General features: G+C 72.2%; 11 protein-coding genes and 3 pseudogenes. 5 read left to right on the top strand and 9 right to left on the bottom strand.

From position 1 onward, the window contains the following. Nucleotides 1-65 precede the first annotated feature (65 nt). The 3 genes from narJ to IE273_RS16195 all read right to left on the bottom strand — a co-directional run bounded on the left by narJ (nt 66) and on the right by IE273_RS16195 (nt 2515). On the bottom strand, nt 66-560 hold the full coding sequence (gene narJ, locus IE273_RS16205) for a nitrate reductase molybdenum cofactor assembly chaperone (protein WP_189815877.1): 495 nt from the start codon (nt 558-560) through the stop codon (nt 66-68). A gap of 176 nt (nt 561-736) precedes the next feature. Then, nucleotides 737-1600 carry a Sco1979 family transcriptional regulator gene (locus tag IE273_RS16200; protein WP_189815876.1) on the bottom strand — a complete coding sequence of 288 codons (864 nt, stop codon included), beginning with the start codon at nt 1598-1600 and terminating at the stop codon, nt 737-739. An 87-nt stretch (nt 1601-1687) separates the two neighbouring features. Next, on the bottom strand, nt 1688-2515 hold the full coding sequence (locus IE273_RS16195; protein WP_189815875.1) for a helix-turn-helix domain-containing protein: 828 nt from the start codon (nt 2513-2515) through the stop codon (nt 1688-1690). A gap of 148 nt (nt 2516-2663) precedes the next feature. On the opposite strand from IE273_RS16195, the gene IE273_RS16190 reads away from it, so the two are divergent. Both IE273_RS16190 and IE273_RS16185 read left to right on the top strand, forming a co-directional pair. Continuing rightward, nucleotides 2664-2969, top strand: a complete 306-nt coding sequence (locus IE273_RS16190) for a 4a-hydroxytetrahydrobiopterin dehydratase (RefSeq protein ID WP_189815874.1) — start codon at nt 2664-2666, stop codon at nt 2967-2969. A 5-nt stretch (nt 2970-2974) separates the two neighbouring features. Beyond that, nucleotides 2975-3736 carry a class I SAM-dependent methyltransferase gene (locus IE273_RS16185; RefSeq protein ID WP_189815873.1) on the top strand — a complete coding sequence of 254 codons (762 nt, stop codon included), beginning with the start codon at nt 2975-2977 and terminating at the stop codon, nt 3734-3736. Nucleotides 3737-3759: 23 nt separating this feature from the next. Here the strand turns inward: IE273_RS16185 and IE273_RS16180 are convergent, their stop codons facing one another. Both IE273_RS16180 and IE273_RS16175 read right to left on the bottom strand, forming a co-directional pair. Next, nucleotides 3760-4461 (bottom strand): response regulator, encoded by a 702-nt coding sequence (locus tag IE273_RS16180; RefSeq protein ID WP_189815872.1) that lies wholly within the window; start codon nt 4459-4461, stop codon nt 3760-3762. 98 nt (nt 4462-4559) lie between these two features. After that, complete coding sequence (locus IE273_RS16175) at nt 4560-4946, bottom strand: STAS domain-containing protein (RefSeq protein ID WP_189815871.1); 387 nt, start codon at nt 4944-4946, stop codon at nt 4560-4562. 348 nt (nt 4947-5294) lie between these two features. Here IE273_RS16175 and IE273_RS16170 point away from each other — a divergent pair, with 348 nt between their 5' ends. After that, on the top strand, nt 5295-7016 hold the full coding sequence (locus IE273_RS16170; protein WP_189815870.1) for a sensor histidine kinase: 1722 nt from the start codon (nt 5295-5297) through the stop codon (nt 7014-7016). On the opposite strand, the pseudogene IE273_RS16165 reads toward IE273_RS16170, so the two are convergent. From IE273_RS16165 to IE273_RS16155, 3 genes and pseudogenes are all read right to left on the bottom strand, one after another. Continuing rightward, nucleotides 6985-7308, bottom strand: a pseudogene (locus IE273_RS16165) (cyclic nucleotide-binding domain-containing protein). The gene IE273_RS16170 and the pseudogene IE273_RS16165 overlap by 32 nt on opposite strands. A gap of 273 nt (nt 7309-7581) precedes the next feature. After that, a pseudogene (locus IE273_RS16160) lies at nt 7582-7914 on the bottom strand (xyloglucanase); the annotation flags it as partial. Between the two features lie 56 nt (nt 7915-7970). Beyond that, nucleotides 7971-10883, bottom strand: a complete 2913-nt coding sequence (locus IE273_RS16155; RefSeq protein WP_189815869.1) for a glycoside hydrolase family 48 protein — start codon at nt 10881-10883, stop codon at nt 7971-7973. A 261-nt stretch (nt 10884-11144) separates the two neighbouring features. Between IE273_RS16155 and IE273_RS16150 the strand changes: the two genes are divergently transcribed. Then, on the top strand, nt 11145-12620 hold the full coding sequence (locus IE273_RS16150; protein WP_189815868.1) for a cellulose binding domain-containing protein: 1476 nt from the start codon (nt 11145-11147) through the stop codon (nt 12618-12620). A 31-nt stretch (nt 12621-12651) separates the two neighbouring features. After that, the gene (locus tag IE273_RS16145) at nt 12652-14442 is read left to right on the top strand and encodes a glycoside hydrolase family 6 protein (RefSeq protein ID WP_189815867.1); all 1791 of its coding nucleotides are present in this window, start codon (nt 12652-12654) and stop codon (nt 14440-14442) included. Nucleotides 14443-14478: 36 nt separating this feature from the next. Here the strand turns inward: IE273_RS16145 and IE273_RS16140 are convergent. After that, nucleotides 14479-15248 (bottom strand): annotated as a pseudogene (locus tag IE273_RS16140) (phytanoyl-CoA dioxygenase family protein). Nucleotides 15249-15300: the final 52 nt, after the last annotated feature.

The raw sequence follows: 15300 nt of genomic DNA, 5'->3' as shown, positions 1-15300 counted from the left end.
GCCCTCGCCCAGGGGGCGATCGTCCGCCGGTGGTCGTCGCGCCCCGGCCGCCCGGCCGGGGCGCGTCACGGGGGCGTTCCGGCGGGCGCGGCAGGCAGGGTGGCGCAGACCGCGTCCAGGACGTCCGCGTACGGGGTGCCGTAGTCGGTCAGCCGCGTGCGCAGCCGCTCCAGGCCGTCGCGGTGCTCGGTCAGCAGGCTGGTGTCGCCGGTCCGCGCGGTGAACTCCAGCACCGCAGGCAGGAAGTCCGGCAGTTCCTCGCCGCTGCACTCCAGGCCGTGCCGGCGGTAGACGTCCTGGAAGCGGACCAGGGACGTCCCGCGCCGGCGGGTGCCGCCGTCGTGCCACCGGCTCAGGTACAGGCTGTGCCGGTTCCCGGGGTCGAAGACCCGCTCGTAGTGCGCGGCCAGTTCCCGCCGCGGGGTGACGGCCGCGTGGTCGGTGAACGCCCGCAGCGGCGGGGCGGCCTCGCGCAGCAGCGGCAGCCGGGCGACCAGGTCGTCGTCCGGATAGGTCAGGCACAGGGCCGCCGCCTGGTAGAGCACCGCGTCCGAGGGCATCGGGCCTCCTTCGCGTCGTCGGGGCGGGCCCGCCCGCGTCGCCGGGGGCCGCGCCCCCCGTCGTCGGGGCGGGCCCGCCCGCGTCGCCGGGGGCCGCGCCCCTCGGGCACTACTCAGAACCTAGGGGCGGCCCCGGGGACGCACCTGTCCGCAGACCCGTACGGGTCACCCGGGGCTCAGAGGCTCTCGCGGTGCTCCCGCAGCAGCTTCAGCGTGCGCTGGGCGGACGCGGCCCGGGCCGTCATGTGGTCCAGTACCTCCAGGTGCGTGGCCACCTCCTGACGCGAGTCCAGATAGAGGGCGCCCGTCAGGTACTCGGTGAACACCATGTCCGGCAGCTCCGGCTCGGCGAACCGGAACAGCGTGAACGGCGCGTACGTCCCCGGATGCGGGCCCGCCGCGAACTCGGCGATCTGGAGCGTGACCCGGTCCCGCACGGCGTACTCCAGCAGCCGGTCCAGCTGGTCCCGCAGCACCTCGGGCCGCACGCTCACCGGACGCCTGAGCACCGTCTCATCCATGATCACCCACAGGTGGGGCGGGTCCTCCCGCTCCAGCAGCCGCTGCCGCTCCATGCGCAGCGAGACATGCCGTTCGACCGTCTCCGGCGAGGTCTGCCCGACCGTCCCCGCCTCCATGACCGCGCGCGCGTACTCCTCGGTCTGGAGCAGACCGGGCACGAAGTGCGGTTCGTAGGAGCGGATGACCCGGGCGGCGCCCTCCAGGCTGACGTACAGGCTGAACCAGTCCGGCAGCACGTCGTGGAACCGCTGCCACCAGCCCGGCTGGTTCGCCTCCTCGGCCAGCCGCACGAACGCGTCGGCCTCCTCCTCGGGCACCCCGTAGGTGGTCACCAGCACCTGTACGTAGGGGATCTTCAACGCGACCTCGGCCATCTCCATCCGCCGTACGGTCGCCGACGCCACCCGCAGGACCCGGGCGGCCTCCTCACGGCTCAGGCCCGCCGCCTCCCGCAGCTCCTGCAACCGCTTGCCCAGCACCACCTGGCCCACGGTGGGCGCAGCCCGCCGCTCACTCACCGCCACGCCCTCCCCTGCGCACCGATCAACGCGGGGAGCAGTCTGTCACGTGTTGCCGTCTCGCACACCTGCCCGAGGCAATCAACCTCAACCGGCCAGCGTGTGCAGGTACTTGGCGGTCGCCGGATCCGCCGGCAGGAACGTCTCGATGGCGAGCTCGGCGACCGTGACGTCCATCGGTGTGTTGAACGTGGAGATCGAGGACACGAACGACAGGATCCGCCCGGCGTGCTCGATGCGCAGCGGCAGCGCGAAGTACGGCACGGGCTCGGCCGGTTCGCCGCCGGACGGCTCCTCGGGCACCGGATAGGCCGCCACCTCCTCGTACAGGGCGCGGAGCCGGTCCGAGCGGTGCAGGGCGATCTCCCGTTCCATCTGGGCCAGCAGATGCCCGCGCCACTGCCGCAGATTCCGGATGCGCGGCGCCATCCCCTGCGGGTGCAGGGTCAGCCGCATCGCGTTCGGCACCGGGACCATCAGCTCCTCCGGCACACCGTCCAGCAGCAGGGCGATGCCCCGGTTCGCCGCGACGACCGTGTACCCGGCGTCGACCACCAGCGCCGGATAGGGTTCGTAGCCCCGGATGAGCCGCTCCAGGCCGTCGCGCAGCGCGTCCAGCGCCGGGTCGTCCAGCGGGGTCTCCGGATAGCGCGGCGCGTAACCGGCCGCCAGCAGCAGGGCGTTGCGCTCCCGCACCGGCACGTCGAGCTGCTCGGCGAGCCGCAGCACCATCTCCTCGCTGGGCCGGGACCGGCCGGTCTCGATGAAGCTGATGTGCCGCGCGGAGGAGTCGGCGCGCAGGGCCAGGTCCAGCTGCGAGATCCGGCGCCGTTCCCGCCAGGCGCGCAACAGCGGGCCGACGCCCTTGCCGGTGACGTCGACGGGAGCGGTGGGAGCGGACGCGAGGAGAGGCATGCAGTCGACCCTAATGGAGCCGGGGCGGGGGAACGAGCGCATGGTGGCCGGGCCGCGTCGGTGTGCCGGGGCCCCTCGCCGGCGTGGCAGGCTGAACCCGTACCCGCCACGCCCCGGAGGGGGGCACGCGGTGAAGGGAGTCCGGGCCATGGCCGTCGAACCGCTGTCGCAGAAGGAGATCGAGGACCGGCTGGCCGAGCTGCCCGGCTGGTCGGTGGACGGCGACCGCCTCACCCGCTCCTACCGGCTGGGCTCCCACTTCGCGGCGGCGGCCCTCGTCGTGCACATCGCCGGCATCCAGGACGAGCTGGACCACCACTCCGACCTCACCCTCGGCTACAACACCGTCTCCCTCGGCGTGCACACCCACAGCGCCGGCGGTGCCGTCACCGCGAAGGACTTCGCCCTCGCCCGCAGGGTGGAGGACATCGCGCCAGGCCACGGAGCACACTGAGCGATGTGCTCGACTACGACAAGGAAGCCGGCGATTACGACACCTCGCGCGGCGGCGAGGCCCGCGCCCAGGAGGCCGCACGGGCCGTCCTCGGTCTGATACCCGGGGGGCCGGGCCGTCTCCTCGACGTCGCCTGCGGCACCGGGATCGTCACCCGGCGGCTCGCCGCCGCCCGCCCGGAGCTGCGGGTGACCGGCGCGGACCTCACCCCGGCCATGGTCCGCAGGGCGTCGGCCCGGCTGCCCGGCGCGATCGTGCGGGCCGACAGCCGCCGACTGCCCTTCCCGGACGGCGCCTTCGACGCGGTCACCAGCATCTGGCTGCTGCACCTGCTGGACCCGGAGGACGTCGGCGCGGTCGTCGGCGAGTGCGCCCGCGTGCTGCGGCCCGGCGGGGTGTACGTCACCACGGTCGACAAGGCCGCCGCGCACGACGTCGGCAGCGACATCGACACCGTCCTGGCCGCCCGTCCGCGCCGTCCCGCCGCCGACGCCGCGGGAACCGTCACCGCCCACGCCGCCCGGCACGGACTCGGGCCCGTCGGACACGGCTCCTTCCGCGGCTCGGGGCAGGGGCGCAGCCCCCGCACCACCATCGCCGACCTGCGCCGCGGCTGGTTCACCCTGCTGCCGCCCGGTGAGCCGCGCACCGAGGAGTTCGCCGCCCGCCTGGCCGGACTCCCCGACCAGGGCCGCCCGCGCCCCGACCCGCGCTTCAGCCTGAGGGCCTTCCGCAGGCCGGCGCAGGCTCCTGCGAGGACGCCGTGATGCGAGCGCGCGTCCTGTCCGTCTCAGCGCAACGGGCCCGCGTCCGGACCGTGTTGGCCGAGATGGGAGGCGAGGACCGCGGCCTGGACCCGGCGCTGCACCCCCAGTTTGGCCAGCAGGCGCGAGATGTGGTTCTTGACGGTCTTCTCCGACAGGTACAGCCTCTTGCCGATCTCACGGTTGGTCAGCCCGTCCCCGATCAGCGCCAGGATGTCCCGTTCGCGCGGTGACAGACCCGCCAACTCGGGCGGCAGGGAAGGGTTCCCGGCCGGATCGGCCCGCAAGGAGCGCATCAGCCGGGCCGTGGTCGCCGGGTCCAGCATCGACTGTCCGGAAGCGACGGTACGGACCGCCGACACCAGGTCGGAGCCCTTGATCTGCTTGAGGACGTAACCCGAGGCCCCGGCCATGATGGCGTCCAGCAGGGCGTCCTCGTCGTCGAACGAGGTGAGCATCAGGCAGGCCAGCCCCGGCATCCGGTCGCGCAGCTCCCGGCAGACCGAGATGCCGTCGCCGTCGGGCAGGCGTACGTCGAGCACGGCGACGTGCGGGCGCAGGGCGGGACCGCGGGCGAGCGCGTGTCCGGCGGTGTCCGCGTCACCGACCACGCGGATGTCCGGCTCGGTGTCGAGCAGGTCGGCCAGACCGCGCCGGACCACCTCGTGGTCGTCCACCAGGAAGACCCGGATCGGGTCCTGCTCCGTGAAGGTGCGTGTCTCGGGCATGGCGACCTCTTCCTCCCCGGGGACGGCGGGCTGCGGACTGTCCCTGAGCCCGATCATGACCTGCCGGTGCCGTACGCACCAGGGCCGATCGGCCCCACTCACCCGGCGCGCCGCGCGGGCCGGGGGAGCCGGTGCCGCACCTCGAAGACGCCCCACAGGCCTGTCAGGCGCAGCATCCGCAGGAAGCGGGCGCTGTTCGTGACCAGACGCAGCCGTCCGCCCCGGGCCAGGGCGCGGTTGCGCGCCCGGCACAGGACGCTCAGCCCGGCACAGTCGATGAACTCGGTCGGGCGCAGGTCCAGGACCAGGTCGGGGCACGGACGCGCGGTGAGCGCGTCGAGCCGTTCCGACAGGGCCGGCGCGGTCAGCAGGTCGATCTCTCCGCGCAGGGTCAGCACCGTGGGGCCGGGGCCGTCTTCCTGCGCCGGTGCCGCGACGGGCCCGGCGAGGAGCGCCGACCCGGGCAGCTCGTGGTTCTCGGGCATGGCACCAGCGAACCGGGCCCGGCCGCCTCCCGGAAGGGCCGGACGGCCCCACTCCCGGCCCGATCGGGACCCGGCCCCGCCGGGACCCGGCCCCGCACCGGCCGGCGGACGGTCGGGGTGACGCGACGGAGCGGCACCGCGGGGGATCGGTGCCGCTCCTGGGTCCACCCTCGGCGAGGACCGTCCGTTGCGCCAGTGCCGTACGTCCCCGATCGGCGGCCGATGGTCCCGGCCGCGGCCGGTGGGCGGGGGCCGGTACCGCGTGCCGCCCCCCGGAGCGGGACCGGATACCGTGGAGACGACCCGTCGGCGCCGGGCCGGCGCGGCGAGGGGACCTGGAGGCATGTGGTGGAGCGCCCGGAGGAACCCCGCGTACGTCTGCCGCAGCTGAGGCTGGACGAGCTGCTGGAGGAGTTGCAGGCCCGGATCGACGCGGCCCGGGGCACCCGCGACCGGGTGCACAGCCTCCTGGAGGCGGTCCTCTCCGTCGGCCGCGAGCTGGAGCTGGAACAGGCGCTCCGCTCGATCGTGGAGGCCGCGGCCGTGCTCGTGGACGCCGAGTACGCCGCCCTCGGCGTCATCGGGCCCGACGGCAGGACCCTGTCGGCCTTCCACACCGTCGGCGTGTCCGAGAAGGAGATCGCCGCGATCGGCCCCTACCCGGAGGGGCACGGCATCCTCGGCGAGCTGATCCGTCACCCCGAACCGCTGCGCCTGCCGAAGATCTCGGAGCACCCCGCCTCGTACGGCTTCCCGCCCGGCCATCCGCCGATGAACAGCTTCCTCGGTGTTCCGATCCGGGTGCGTGACCAGGTCTTCGGCAATCTCTACCTGACCGAGAAGCGCGGGGGCGTGGACTTCGACGAGGAGGACGAATCGGTGCTGTCGACGCTCGCCGTCGCCGCCGGCGTCGCGATCGACAACGCCCGCCTGTACGAGGAGTCGCGGCTGCGCGAGCGCTGGCTGCTGGCGAACGCGGAGATCGGTCACTGTCTGATGTCCGGCAGCGAGCGCGCACAGGCCCTGGAGCTGATCGCGGAGCGCGCCCGGGAGATCACGGGGTCGGCCCTGGCGGCGGTGGCGCTGCCCATGGCGGACACCGGGTCGCTCTCCGTGGAGATCGCCGTGGGCGCGGAGGCGGAGGCACACCGCGGACTCGTGCTGTCCCTGCGGGACAGCCTCATGGGCCTGGCCTTCTCCGCCGCGGCCCCGGTCTCCAGCGACGACGTCGACCACGACACCCGGATCTCGTCCGAACCCCCGCGCTTCGGCGGTCTCGGCCCAGCCGTGGCCGTACCCATCGGCACCGGGGAGGGCGGGGTGCGCGGGGTGGTCCTGGTGGCCCGCGAGGCCGGCCGGCCGGTCTTCCTGGCCAAGGAGACCGAGATGCTCCGGGGGTTCGCCGGCCAGGCCGCGATCGCCATGGAACTGGCCGAGCGCCGGCGGGACGCCCAGCAGATCGCGGTGCTGGAGGACCGCGACCGGATCGCCCGGGACCTGCACGACCTGGCCATCCAGCGGCTGTTCGCGACCGGGATGACCTTGCAGAGCGCGGGCCGCTTCATCGAGCACCCCGAGGCCGCCGAGCGGGTCCTGCGGGCCGTGGACGACCTCGACGAGACCATCAAGATCATCAGGTCGACGATCTTCGGGCTGCGGACCCGCGGGGGCGCCGCGAGCGGCGGCGGCCTGCGGGCCCGGGTCGTGCGCACGGTGGGCGAGGCGGCCCCGGTCCTGGGCCTCGCGCCCAGCGTGCGCATGGAGGGCCTGGTGGACACGGACGTACCGCCCGAGATCGCCGACCACGTCATGGCGGTGCTCTCCGAGGCCCTCACCAACATCGCCCGGCACGCGCGCGCCGACCGCGCTCAGGTGGTCCTGACGACCGACGGCCGCGAGGTGTGCCTGACCGTCTCGGACAACGGGGTGGGCATCGCGCCCGACGGCCGCCGCAGCGGGCTGCGCAACATGGCCGAGCGCGCGGCGAAGCTCGGCGGGCGCCTGGAGCTGACCCGCCCCGACGGCGGCGGCACCACGCTCAGCTGGCGGGTCCCGCTGCCCGCCGGGTGACGGCCTGCGAACAGGACGCGCGCGGGCCGTCCTCCCACGGCCCTCGTCCCTCGTCCCTCATCGCCCGGCCGAACTCGGGATCCGCCGCGCACATCGCGCGCACGGGGCCGGCGTCGAACTCCCAGGCCCGCACCGGGCTCGTCGCCTCGGCGCCGAGGTGCCAGAGGTACGGCGGGAAGTGTCAGGACCAGCCGACCGGTTCACCGTGCCCGAGGGTCTCGATGACGGCGGGCCGGCCCTCCTCGAACAGGCGGGTGCCGGTCTCGAAGGCGACCTCGCGGGCGAGGCGCATCAGCGGGGGACCAGGGCCGCACGGATCCGGACGCGGGACCTTCGGCCCGAGGAGCGAGGCCGCCCCGGTACGACAGGACGGGAAGGGCGTCACCCGCTTCTCGCGGATCAGGATTGCGCGGTGCGCGGCTGCCGGCCGCTTCCCCGCGTCTGCAACGCGTCCTTCCCGTCACCACCAGGACACCACGGGAACCGCCGCCGCACCAGTGCCGCGAGGTCAGCCGGCCGCGCAGGGCTTGCCGCCCAGGGTGAACGCCGCCGGCTGCGTGTTCTTGTTCCGGTTCGGGTCGATCGCCAGCCGTTCGCCCATGCCCCGGCCGGGCATGTTGCCGCCCAGCTTGACCGGCAGGTCGGCCTTCCGCCGGCTCGCGCCCCGGTCGGCGGAGCGCAGCACCGCGCCGTTCGTCGGGTCCCAGCTGTTGGTGTACGTCCCGACGGCCGCGTACACCTTGTCCGGGTCGACCGGGTCGGAGGCCAGGCTGACCACGCCGGTGTGGCCTCATTCGTTCCAGCCGACGGAGCCCGGCAGCGGCGTCCACGTCTTCGTCGGCTCCTGCCGGCGGTAGGCGCCGCCGATGTCGGTGCGGGCGTGGACCAGGTTCTTCTCATGACAGGGGGGCGGCCCCCGGTGCGGGTGGGGGCCGCCCCGGAAGAGGTGCCGGTCTACTCCAGGAGCTCCGCGTACGAGCCCATGGCCAGGGCGATGTCCGCCTGGGCCCAGAAGCGGTGGTACGTGAAGACGGGCGCGGCGCCGCCCTTGAGGTAGGTCTCGATCTTCGACCAGTTCGGGTCGCTCTTGTAGAAGGACCGCAGCGAGGCGAACGTGGACGAGGAGCTGATCGCGTCGCCGTTCGGCATGGTGCCGGTCCAGCCGCTCGGCACGTACACGCTGTCGCCGAACCGGCTGTAGTCGGTGCGGGTCTCGGGGACGGCGATGCCGAGGCTGTCCTGGTAGTTGTTCCACATGCCGTCCAGCAGCGCCTTCGCCGTGGACTTGGCGGCGCTGTCACCGGACTTGGCGGCGTAGTACGTCAGGGTCTTGGCGTAGGCGGCGGCCACGCCGACGTCGTCGGTGTAGTCGGCGACGGTGACGTGCAGTCCGCTGTTGGAACCGGGGCTCGACGCGTTCCAGGTGTCGGGCTGGCCCGACCACTGGAGGGTGGAGGGGATGCGGTAGGTGCCGTCCGGGTTGATCGTGGTCTTGGACAGCGCCCACTTGACCCACTTGTCGAGGATCGCCTTCGCCGAGGCGTTCCCGGTCTGCTGGTAGTACTCGGCGACCCGCTCCATCGACCACGCCTGGAACCCGAACCACTGGTTGGAGGGCGGGTCGTGGTAGACGGGCTGCCAGTCGTAGTACATGCCGTAGAAGGTGGACGCGCCGGCCGGCGGGGCGGCGTACCGGCCCTGCCAGCTGTTGGTCGCGCCGCCCGCGATGGCGCCCTCGGACGACTGGAGCCACTGGTAGAACTCCAGCTGCCGTTGGAGCGACTTGCCCCAGTCCGTCGCGCCTGTCGCCGACTTGGGCTTCAGGTCGGCGACCGAGCTGAGCGCGTAGGCGGCGAGGGGGTTCTGGTAGCCGCCGTGGACATGGCTGGAGCCGATGCGCCAGGCCCAGCCGGCGGAGGTGTCGGTGGCGCCGCCCCAGGCGTAGTACCAGGACAGCAGGTAGTGCGAGGCGTCCTTGCCGGTGCCGGCCGGGCAGGACGGGCTCGTGCAGTTGCCGATCTTCTTGAAGTACTTGTCGTACATCGCGTACCGCAGGTAGTCGCCCATCTTGGCGGCCTTGGCGACGGTCGCGGACACGTCGGAACCCTTGCCCTGCGCCTTCGCCCACACATCCGCCCAGTACGCGGCCTGCACGGCACGGGAGTCCGCGTCCGGGGCGTCCGTGTACTTCCACTGCTTGGCGTAGGAGGAGTCGCCGGTGAACAGGTCCAGGTAGCCGTTCTTGCCCCCGTACTTGAAGGCGTCGCAGGTCGGCTGCGGGACCGTCTCCCAGACGGACTCCTGCGAGCCGCGCTGGAAGGTGTTGATGTACGACGGTCCGGTGGCGGTCGGACCGGCCTCGCACTTGCCGGGCTCGTTGCCGTAGCCGTAGACGTTGTCCACGTCCTGGATCCAGTGCATGCCGTAGACGTCGTCCGTGCCGTAGGCCGACTTCAGCTCACCCGCGATCGGGTCCGGGCCGACCGGCACCGACGCGTCCAGCTTCGCCGGGTACTCGTTCGGGGTGTCCAGCTCGGGCGCGTACGTGGCCGGCTTGGAGGCGTTGTAGGAGGAGTTCGTCGGCTGGTCGGCGTGGGTGGGAATCATGTACTTCTCCATGATGTCCCACGCGCCGTTGAACTTGGACCAGTCGCCGGTCACCTTGCCGTACATCGCCTGGAGCCAGAGCAGATAGCTGTACGCCTCCGAGGTGGTCTCGTGGCCCTGGTCCGGGGCCTCGACGATCAGCGTCTCCACCGAGTGGTACGGGATGCCCTCGGGGGAGAAGTAGCCGTTCGCCGGGTTGGTGATCTTCCCGTACAGGTCCAGGAAGCGGGCGTCGTACGCCTTCGACGCGGGCAGCTCCGTGACCGTGACCGTCGCCTTGGTGTGGCCCGTGGCCGACGCGGTGAAGGTCGCGCTGCCGGTGCCGGAGGAGTCCGCCGTGACGGTCACCGTCTGCGCGGTGTTCCAGTTCGACGGGGTGAAGGTCAGCGAGGAACCGCCGGTCACGGACAGCCCGGTGTTGCCGCCCGTGCGGCTCGTGCTCACCGTCACGTCCGCGCTCGGCTGTGTCGACAGCTTCACCGAGAACGTGCCCGACTTGCCCTGCTGGACGCCGAGTTGGGACGGGGAGGCGACCACGGCGGGGCCGGAGGCGACCGTGATGCCGACCGGGGTGGAGGCGGCGGACGCGCCCAGGCTGTCGTACGCCTTCGCCACCAGGGAGTGACTGCCCACGGTCAAACTGGGGACCGAGAGCGAGTACGGCGCGCTCGTGTCCGTGCCCAGCAGCGTGGTGTCGTCGTAGAACTCCACCTTGCCGATGGTCGCGTTGTCGGCCGCCGCCGCGGTCGCCGCCAGCGGCACCGCCTCGCCCTGCGAGTAGACGGCGCCCGCGCTCGGGCTGGTCAGCACGGTCACCGGCGGCTGGTGCGCGCCGGTGCAGGCGGTGCCGTTGACGGCGAAGGACGTGGGGGCGGTGTTGGCGCCGCTGTAGGTGAACTGGGCGCCGGTGGAGACGGCGGCGCCCGTCGCGATCGTGCCGTTGTACGAGGCGTTCTTCACGGTGACCGTCTGGCCCGACTGGGACCAGGTGCCGTTCCAGCCGTTGGTCAGCTTCTGGTTGCCCGTGTAGGCGTACGTCAGTGTCCAGCCGTCGATGGCGTCGGTACCGCGGTTGGTGATCGTGAGGTCGGCGGTGAAGCCGGAACCCCAGTCGTTGGTCTTGTAGTCGACGCTGCACTGCACGGACGCCGCGTGCGCGGCCGGGGTGCCGGTGGCGAGCATCGTCAGGGGCAGGGCGAACGCGGCGGCCACCGCGGTCCACAGCCGGCGCACGGCTCTGCGCTTACGTCCGGGATCCATGTGCTGGTTCCTCCTTGCGGGCGTGCGGCTCGGGAGAAGTCAAGGCTTGAACCAGTGGGAGCGCTCCCATAGTGGGGACGAGGCCCGGAGCGGTCAAGGTGCTTGAAGAGTCGAAAAGATTCGACGGATCCGGCTGAGGAAAAGTCAGGCGACTCCTCTGGGCAGACCGGCCACTTGGCGCTACCTTCACTCGCACCAGTGGGAGCGGTTCCGTTCAGTCGACGCGTCCGTCACGGCGCGCCAAGCTGCAAGGAGTCGCTCATGCGACACCCCCCGCGTTCAGTACTTTTAGCCACCACCGGTGCGGTCGCGCTCGTCGGGAGCGTGGTCGTGCCGGTGGCGGCGGCCCAGGGAGCCACGCCCGCCTGCACGGTGGAGTACACCGTCACCGGCCAGTGGGACAGCGGCTTCCAGGGCTCGGTGAAGGTCACCAACAACCAGGCCGCGCTCAGCGGTTGGAAGCTCACCTTCGACTTCGCCGGCGGACAGAAGGTCAGCCAGGGCTGGAACGCCACGTGGTCCCAGTCCGGCGCCACCGTGACAGCGGCCGGCGAGGACTGGAACGGCGCGCTCGGCACCGGTGCGAGCGTCAGCGCCGGCTTCCTCGCCTCCTGGTCGGGGAGCAACCCCGCGCCGGCCGTGTTCAAGCTCAACGGCACGACCTGCAACGTCGACTCGGAGCCGACGACCCCGCCGCCGACGACCCCGCCGCCGTCCGGCGGTACCCCGCCCGCGCTGCGGGTCTCGGGCAACAAGCTCGTGGACGCCGACGGCACCACCCGCCGCCTGCTCGGCGTCAACCGGTCCGGCGGCGAGTTCATGTGCGTACAGGGCTACGGCATCTGGGACGGGCCGGTGGACGACGCGGCGATCAAGGCGATCGCCGACTGGAAGGCCAACGCGGTCCGCATCCCGCTCAACGAGGAGTGCTGGCTCGGCCTGTCCAACGTCAAGCCCGAGTACGGCGGCGCCAACTACATCGCCGCCGTCAAGGAACTGGCGGCCCGCGTCGAGGCGCACGGCATGACCCCGGTCCTCGAACTGCACTGGTCCTACGGCCAGTACACCGGGAACTCGGCCGGCTGCTCCGACGTGCACGCCACCTGCCAGAAGCCGATGCCCGACATGCGGTACTCCCCGTCGTTCTGGTCGTCGGTGGCGAGCACCTTCAAGGACGACAAGGCGGCCGTGTTCGACCTGTTCAACGAGCCGTATCCGGACCGGGCGGCCTCCAGCGCCACGGACGCCTGGAAGTGCTGGCGGGACGGGGGCACCTGCCCCGGCATCGCCTACGAGGTCGCCGGCATGCAGGACCTCGTGGACAGCGTCCGGGCCACCGGCGCCAAGAACGTCATCATGGCCGGCGGCCTGGCGTACTCCAACGACCTCGGCCAGTGGACCGCGTACCAGCCCACCGACCCGGCCGGCGATCTCGCCGCCGCGTACCACGTCTACAACTTCAACTCCTGCGCGAGCGAGAGCTGCTGGAACTCCACCCTCGCCCCGGTCGCCGCCCACGTGCCCCTGGTGGCCGGGGAGATCGGCGAGAACACCTGCTCGCACGGGTTCACCGACCGGGTCATGAAGTGGTTCGACGACCACGACCTGTCCTACCTCGGCTGGACCTGGAACACCTGGGACTGCTCCTCCGGGCCGTCCCTCGTCTCCGCCTACGACGGCACTCCCACCGCGTACGGCGCCGGGCTGCGTGACCATCTGCGCGCCCTCAACCCGTAGATCCCACGGAACCCCGAAGGAACCCGCACTCATGACTCGTACCAAGACAACCCTGCTGGTGGCCCTGGGGCTGCTCGCCGGAGCCTCCGGAACGGCGTTCGCGGCTCTGCCCGGCGGCTCGGACGCCGCCCTCGCCGCCGTACCCTGTGCCGTCGACTACAAGATCCAGAGCCAGTGGGACACCGGCTTCACCGCAGCCGTTACCCTCACCAACAACGGCGCCGCCAAGTCGGCCTGGTCGCTGAAGTGGTCGTACGGCGGCACCCAGAAGGTCACGAGCGGCTGGAACGCGAAGATCACCCAGAGCGGCACCGCGGTCACCGCGGCCAACGAGAGCTACAACGGCGCGCTCGCGACCGGCGGCACGGTCAGCTTCGGCTTCAACGGCACGTTCAGCGGCACCAACTCCGTCCCCGCCACCTTCACGCTCGACGGCGTCACCTGCAACGTGGACGACGGCGGCGGCAGCGGCGGCAGCGGTGGCGGAACCGGTGGCGGCACCGGCGGCGGAACCGGCGGAGACACCGGTGGGGGCACGGGCGGCGGAGACGGTGGCGGAGGCACCGGCAGCCGCGTCGACAACCCCTACAGCGGAGCCAAGGGCTACGTGAACCCGGAGTGGTCGGCGCACGCCGCCGCCGAACCGGGCGGCAGCCGCGTCGCCAACCAGCCCACCGCCGTGTGGCTCGACCGGATCGCCGCCATCAACGGCGTGAACGGCGGGATGGGCCTGCGCGCCCACCTGGACGAGGCACTGAAGCAGAAGGGCTCGGGCGAACTCGTCGTCCAGCTGGTCATCTACGACCTTCCCGGCCGCGACTGCTCCGCCCTCGCCTCCAACGGCGAACTGGGCCCGAACGACATCGACAAGTACAAGACGCAGTACATCGACCCGATCGCGTCGATCCTCTCCGACGCCAAGTACGCGGGCCTGCGCATCGCCACCGTCATCGAGCCGGACTCGCTGCCCAACCTGGTCACCAACGCGGGCGGCACCGACGGCAGCACCGACGCCTGCGCGACCATGAAGGCCAACGGCAACTACGAGAAGGGCGTCAGCTACGCCCTCGACAAGCTGGGCGCCATCCCGAACGTCTACAACTACATCGACGCCGGCCACCACGCGTGGCTCGGCTGGGACTCCAACTTCGGGCCCACCGCCCAGGAGTTCTACAAGGTCGCCACCACCAACGGCGCCAGCGTGAACGACGTGACGGGCTTCATCGTCAACACCGCCAACTACAGCGCCACCAAGGAGCCGTACTTCAAGGTCACCGACAGCGTCAACGGGCAGACCGTGCGCCAGTCGAAGTGGGTCGACTGGAACCAGTACGTGGACGAGCAGTCCTTCGCCCAGGCACTGCGCGACAAGCTCGTCGCATCCGGGTTCAACAGCAACCTCGGCATGCTGATCGACACCTCCCGCAACGGCTGGGGCGGCTCCGCCCGGCCCACCAAGTCCGGCCCGCTCACCTCCGTCGACGACTACGTCAACGGCAGCCGTATCGACCGGCGCATCCACGCCGGCAACTGGTGCAACCAGAGCGGCGCCGGCCTCGGGGAACGGCCGACCGCCGCCCCGGCGGCCGGGATCGACGCCTACGTGTGGGTCAAGCCCCCGGGGGAGTCGGACGGAGCCAGCTCCGCCATCTCCAACGACGAGGGCAAGGGTTTCGACCGGATGTGCGACCCGACCTACGGCGGCAACGCCCGCAACGGCAACAACCCCACGGGCGCGCTGCCGAACTCGCCGCTGGCCGGGCACTGGTTCTCCGCCCAGTTCCAGCAGCTGATGCAGAACGCCTACCCGCCGCTGCCGTAGCGGGGTGAGCGTCCGCCGGGGCCGGACCGCAGCGGTTCAGACCGCGCCGGCCAGGCCCCGGCGGATCGCGCGCTCCACCGGTGAGTAGGCCCCGTCCGGCCGGTCCAGCTCGTACGGCACGGCCGGGTGCAGCGGGGGCTGCGCCAGGAAGCGCGGCCGGGTGCCGTGGTGCGGCTGGGCCGCGTGCACCAGGAACGGGTGACAGAGGTAGACGTCGCCGGGGCGGCCCGTGGCATGGGCGAGGGGGCGGTGGGCCGAGGCCGCCGCCACCTGGGGTCCCAGCTCCAGGAAGGACGCTCCCGCCTCGCCGTACGGCCGGAGCACCGCGGGCACGTCCAGATGCGAGCCGACCCGGATCCGGGTCGGGGCGTCGGCCTGGGTGACCTCGCTGAACAGGAACAGCATCAGCAGGGCGCGGTCCCGGGAGCGCAGGTTGGAGTGGTAGTGCGCCTGGCCCTCGGGGAGGTAGCCGCCTTCGATGTGCCACCCGGCGTCGTCCGGTTCCTCGGGGTGCGGGAGCGCAGCGGGAAGGTGCCCAGCGAGTAGCGCGGCTCCCAGCGTCCGGCGCCCACCAGCGCGTCGAACGCGTCGTGCAGCACCGGGGAGTTGGCCGCCGCCGCGAACGGGCCCTGGGCCATGCCGCCCACCCACACCACCGGGTCCTTCCACGTGGCGCGGTCCTCCGGGTCGTAGCCCGTCTCCCGCCACAGCAGCCGCGCGCAGTCCGCGGCGACCCGTGGCGGGACCGCTCCCTCGATCTTCACGAACCCGTCCGCGACGAAGCGTTCCACCAGATTGTCGTCCACGGGCCCATGGTCGCCGGTGACCTTGCCGGGACGCATCCCGTTTTTGCCGCAT

This window comes from Streptomyces olivaceoviridis (assembly GCF_014650115.1).
Lineage (GTDB): Bacteria > Actinomycetota > Actinomycetes > Streptomycetales > Streptomycetaceae > Streptomyces > Streptomyces olivaceoviridis.
The sequence above is the reverse complement of the archived record's forward strand: the minus strand, read 5'-3'. Positions and strand labels throughout refer to the sequence as shown.

Excerpts from the sequence above, each read along its gene's own strand:
- narJ (WP_189815877.1), bottom strand. The coding sequence starts at position 560 with ATGCCCTCGGACGCGGTGCTCTACCAGGCGGCGGCCCTGTGCCTGACC.
- IE273_RS16195 (WP_189815875.1), bottom strand. The coding sequence starts at position 2,515 with ATGCCTCTCCTCGCGTCCGCTCCCACCGCTCCCGTCGACGTCACCGGC.
- IE273_RS16190 (WP_189815874.1), top strand. The coding sequence starts at position 2,664 with ATGGCCGTCGAACCGCTGTCGCAGAAGGAGATCGAGGACCGGCTGGCC.
- IE273_RS16180 (WP_189815872.1), bottom strand. The coding sequence starts at position 4,461 with ATGCCCGAGACACGCACCTTCACGGAGCAGGACCCGATCCGGGTCTTC.
- IE273_RS16175 (WP_189815871.1), bottom strand. The coding sequence starts at position 4,946 with ATGCCCGAGAACCACGAGCTGCCCGGGTCGGCGCTCCTCGCCGGGCCC.
- IE273_RS16155 (WP_189815869.1), bottom strand. The coding sequence starts at position 10,883 with ATGGATCCCGGACGTAAGCGCAGAGCCGTGCGCCGGCTGTGGACCGCG.
- IE273_RS16150 (WP_189815868.1), top strand. The coding sequence starts at position 11,145 with ATGCGACACCCCCCGCGTTCAGTACTTTTAGCCACCACCGGTGCGGTC.
- IE273_RS16145 (WP_189815867.1), top strand. The coding sequence starts at position 12,652 with ATGACTCGTACCAAGACAACCCTGCTGGTGGCCCTGGGGCTGCTCGCC.